General features: G+C 69.0%; 4 protein-coding genes and 1 pseudogene. All 5 read left to right on the top strand.

Annotation, left to right across the window (positions count from 1 at the left end; all coding sequences use genetic code 11):
• The coding region (locus tag RR928_RS23520; RefSeq protein WP_332684475.1) for an efflux RND transporter permease subunit at positions 1-957 on the top strand (957 nt) is incomplete at its 5' end.
• A gap of 3 nt (positions 958-960) precedes the next feature.
• Positions 961-2454: a TolC family protein gene (locus tag RR928_RS23515; protein WP_332549641.1), complete on the top strand. Its 1494-nt coding sequence runs from the start codon at positions 961-963 to the stop codon at positions 2452-2454.
• 115 nt (positions 2455-2569) lie between these two features.
• A complete protein-coding gene (locus RR928_RS23510; protein ID WP_332549640.1) occupies positions 2570-2854 on the top strand; it encodes a glutaredoxin family protein in 285 nt (94 codons plus the stop codon).
• Positions 2851-3855 carry a 2Fe-2S iron-sulfur cluster-binding protein gene (locus RR928_RS23505; RefSeq protein ID WP_332684472.1) on the top strand — a complete coding sequence of 335 codons (1005 nt, stop codon included), beginning with the start codon at positions 2851-2853 and terminating at the stop codon, positions 3853-3855. Before RR928_RS23510 ends, RR928_RS23505 begins: the two co-directional genes overlap by 4 nt.
• Before the next feature lie 60 nt (positions 3856-3915).
• Positions 3916-4296: pseudogene (cueR, locus tag RR928_RS23500) on the top strand (Cu(I)-responsive transcriptional regulator); the annotation flags it as partial.
• Between the last annotated feature and the right edge of the window lie 166 nt (positions 4297-4462).

The raw sequence follows: 4462 nt of genomic DNA, 5'->3' as shown, positions 1-4462 counted from the left end.
CGCACCCAGGTCAAGAGCCAGGGTGTGCGCCTGGCGGATGTGTTCGAGTCGCTGCAGGTCTATCTGGGCTCGCTCTATGTGAACGACTTCAACCGCTTTGGCCGCACCTACAAGGTGACCGCCCAGGGCGATGCCGAGCACCGCATGCAGGCCGAGGCCATTGGCCGCCTGCAGGTGCGCAACGCCGCCGGAGACATGCTGCCGCTGTCCTCGTTTGTCACCGTCACGCCCAGTTCGGGCCCGGACCGCGTGATCCACTACAACGGCTACCCGGCGGCGGATATCGCGGGCGGCGCAATGACGGGCGTCAGCTCGGGGCAGGCGGTGGCGGTGATGGAGCGCCTGGCAAAGGAGGTACTGCCCGAAGGCATGGCCTTTGAATGGACCGATCTGACCTTCCAGCAAAAGCTGGCAGGAGACTCGGCGCTGTTCATTTTCCCGCTGTGCGTGCTGCTGGCCTATCTCATCCTGGCGGCGCAATACAACAGCTGGCTGCTGCCGCTGTCGGTGCTGCTGATCGTTCCCATGTGTCTGCTCAGCGCGATCCTGGGCGTCTGGCTGGTGGGCGGAGACAACAACGTCTTCGTGCAGATCGGGCTCATCGTGCTGGTCGGCCTGGCCGCCAAGAACGCGATTCTGATCGTTGAGTTCGCGCGCAGCCGCGAAGCCGAGGGCGCAAGCGCGGTGGAGGCGGTGGTGGAGGCTTGCCGGCTGCGGCTGCGGCCCATCGTCATGACCTCGCTGGCCTTCATTGCCGGAGTCGTGCCACTGGTGCTGGCCACCGGCGCGGGCGCGGAGATGCGCCATGCCATGGGGATTGCGGTCTTTGCCGGCATGCTGGGCGTGACGCTGTTCGGCCTGTTCCTGACGCCGGTTTTTTATGTGGTGATGCGCGGCCTGTCGGCGCGCTTCGAGCGGCCCCGGGCAAGCACCCGGGCGCGCCTGGAGGAGATCTAAGTGATGAGAAATTCCTATATAGCCGTTTTGCTGCCTGCGCTGCTGCTGGCCGGGTGCGCAGTCGGCCCGGAGTACGTTCCGCCCGCGCTGCCGGCACTGCACGCATCGCAGTTTCCCGCCAGCTTCGAAGATTCCTCCATCGGGCTGAGCGCGGGGGCCGTCGAGTTGGCCTGGTGGCGCGGCTTTGACGATCCCGCGCTGGCCGGCCTGGTCGAGCGCGCGCTGGCGGCAAACCATGACATCGGCCTTGCGGCGGCGCGGCTGGCGCAGGCCGGCGCCCTGCTGAGGGAAAACCGCCAGGGATTCCTGCCCAGCGGAGGGGTCGCGCTGGACTACGACAACCGCCGCCGCAGTGAAAGCCAGACGCCGGCCGGCCAGCCGCGCCGGGTCGACAGCTACCGCGGCGCCGTCGACGCCGCATGGGAAATCGATCTCTTTGGCCGGGTGCAGCGCTCGGTGGAGGCGGCCGAAGCGCAAGCGGGTTCGCGCGCGGCGCTGCTGCGCGGCGTGCAAGCCGGCGTCGCTGCGGCGGTGGCTGCCACCTGGTTCGAGCTGCACGGTATCGAGGCCGAACACGCCGTCGTCGCCGACATCCGCCAAAGCCAGATCGACGGCCTGCGCCTGGTCGACGCGCTGGTGGACGCCGGCTCGGCCAGCGAATTCGACCGGCTGCGGGCCGAGGCGGCCTTGCGCAGCGTCGAGGTGGCCCTGCCCGAACTCGAACGCCGGCGCGCGGCCGCGGCCAACGCCCTGGCCGTGCTGCTGGGCGAAACCCCGCACGGATTGCGCCTGCCCGCGGGCACGCCCGGCACCGACGCCTTGCGCGTTCGAACGATTGCCGTGGGCGATCCCGCCGCCCTGCTCTCGCGCCGCTCCGACATCGTGGCGGCCGAACGCAGCCTGGCCGCGGCCACGGCCGGCATTGGGGTGGAGACCGCCGGACTCTACCCCGAAGTCCAGGTGCAGGGCTCGATCGGGCTGGTGGCCGGCAGTCTCAGCACGCTCAGTGGCGGGGCCGCGCTGTCGGCCTTCATCAGCCCGGTCATGCGCTGGTCTTTTCTCGATACCGGGCGGGTGCGCGCGCGCATCGCGGCCAGCGAGGCCCGCGCCAAGGAGGCATTGATCCACTACGACCAGACCGTGGCACGCGCCCTGCAGGAAACCGACGATGCCTTCAAGGCCTATGGCGCCGCGGGCAGCACGCTGGGCCTGCGCCTGCGGGAGTCGGCCGCCCACCGCGAAGCGGCGCGCCTGGCGCGCGTGCGATTTGCGCAGGGCGAAGGCCTTTATCTGGAAGTGCTGGAAGCCGAGCGCGCCGACTTCGCCAGCCGGCGCGCGCTGGCCATTGCCCGCACCCAGCAACGCCTGGCCGTGGTCAGCATCTACAAGGCACTGGGCGGCGGCTGGGAGCTTTGCGCCTGGACCCGGCAAGACTGCGGCGGCGCCGACGGCACGTCAAGCGCCAGCCTGGCAACGCAGATTTCACCCGGGCCTTGACCTTCACACGATGTCAGTCCCCAAACTTTGCTTTCGGCGGCCAGCGTCACGCCAAGCGTCGTTCCGGCGCAGGCAGCGCCTGGCGCCTCACTCCTACCCGATGGAGCAACACTTCATGAACAACACATCCCACCCCCAGGTCATGGTCTACACGACACCCTCCTGCCCCGACTGCCGCCTGCTCAAGGACTGGCTGGAACGCGAGGCAATTGCTTTCGAGGAACGCGACCTCACCGACCCCGAGATCATGGCGCAGGCCAAGGCACGCACCGGTGTGCGGGTGGCGCCCATCACCCTGGTGCAGGACCAGGTCTTCTACGGCACGTTTGCCGCGCAAAAGCCGGGCCTGGTGCATGCCCTGGGCCTGGGCCCGGCTGCGGCCGATAAGAGCGCGCAATGACACGGCAGGTGGAAATACGCCAGGCCGGGCGCAGCATCGCGGTGGCGCAGGGCGTCACCATCCTGGACGCCGCGCTGGCCGAGGGCATCGCCTATCCGCACGGCTGCCGCTCCGGGCGCTGCGGCGCCTGCAAGTCGCGCCTGGTCCAAGGCCAGGTCGAGCTGCTGGAACACAGCCGCTTTGCCCTCTCGCCCGAGGAAAAGGCCCAGGGGCTGATCCTCGCCTGCCGCGCAGTCCCGACCACCGATGCCTGCGTTGCCTGGCTCGGTGGCGACGAAGACCCGCCCGCCCACCCGCGCCGCCAGTTGATCGGCCGCGTGAGCGCGATCAGCGACGCCACCCACGACATCCGCATTGTCCAGCTGGCCACCGAGGGAGCCGATGCGCTGCGCTTTGCCGCCGGCCAGTACGCGCGGCTGACCTTTCCCGGCGCTGCCGTGCGCGACTACTCCATGGCCAGCCGCTCGGGTGCGCCGGTGCTTGAATTCCATATCCGCGAGGTGCCGGGCGGGGCCACGAGCGCGCGTGTCCACCAATTTCTGCAGCCCGGCGACCCGGTGGCGATCGAAGCGCCGTTTGGCTCGGCCTACCTGCGCGAGCAGCATGCGGGGCCGATTCTGTGCATTGCCGGGGGTTCCGGCCTGGCGCCGATCAAGGCGATTGTCGAAGCCGCCATTGCCGCGGGCATGCAGCAGCCCATTCATGTCTATTTCGGCGCACGCGGCGAGCGCGATCTCTATCTGGTCGCGCATTTCCAGGCGCTGGCGCGGCAGCACCCCCACATGAGCTTCACGCCTGTGCTTTCCGAGGCGCCGGCGCCGACCCGCTGGCGCCGCGGCCTGGTGACCGATGCCGTGGCGCACGACCTGCAGGATCTGGATGGCTGGAAGGCCTACGTTGCCGGCCCGCCCGCCATGGTCGAGGCGGCGCTGCGCATCGGTGCCGTCCGCGGTCTGCGCTCGCAGGACATGCATGCCGATGTGTTCTTTACGCCGCAATGAACCGGGGCGCGCAGCCCGGCCCCGGCGCTTGCGGCTGTTGCCCACCACAAGGAGAAAATCATGAATATCGGTCAGGCAGCCGAGCGCTGCGGCGTCTCGGCAAAGATGATTCGCTATTACGAACAGATTGGCCTGATCCCCAAGGCCAACCGCTCCGATGCGGGTTACCGCAATTACAGTGTGGCCGACACGCACAGCCTGCGCTTCATACGCCGCTCGCGCGATCTGGGGTTTTCCGTCGAACAGATTTCGGAGCTGCTGGTGCTGTGGCAGGACCGCGACCGCGCCAGCGCCAATGTCAAGGCCATGGCGCTGAGGCATGTTGCCGGTCTGAACGCAAAAATCGCCGAGCTGCAATCGATGGCGCAGACGCTGGCCCATCTGGCCGACCACTGCCACGGCAACGACCGCCCGGACTGCCCCATCCTCGAGGATCTGGCCGAGCCCAGGCCCACGGCAGCCGCGGACCCGCTCGCGCGGCCCGCCCACCGCGCGCCGCTGTTCGGGGTCGACACACCCGCCTCGGCGCGCAGCCGCACGCCTGTGGAAACGCCCCCATGACGGCAATCGCCGCCGGCATTTCCCTTCGTGCGCAGGTCTTGCCCAG

It is taken from the genome of Comamonas sp. (assembly GCF_036666375.1).
Lineage (GTDB): Bacteria > Pseudomonadota > Gammaproteobacteria > Burkholderiales > Burkholderiaceae_C > Comamonas.
This window is presented reverse-complemented; position numbering and strand designations above follow the sequence as displayed.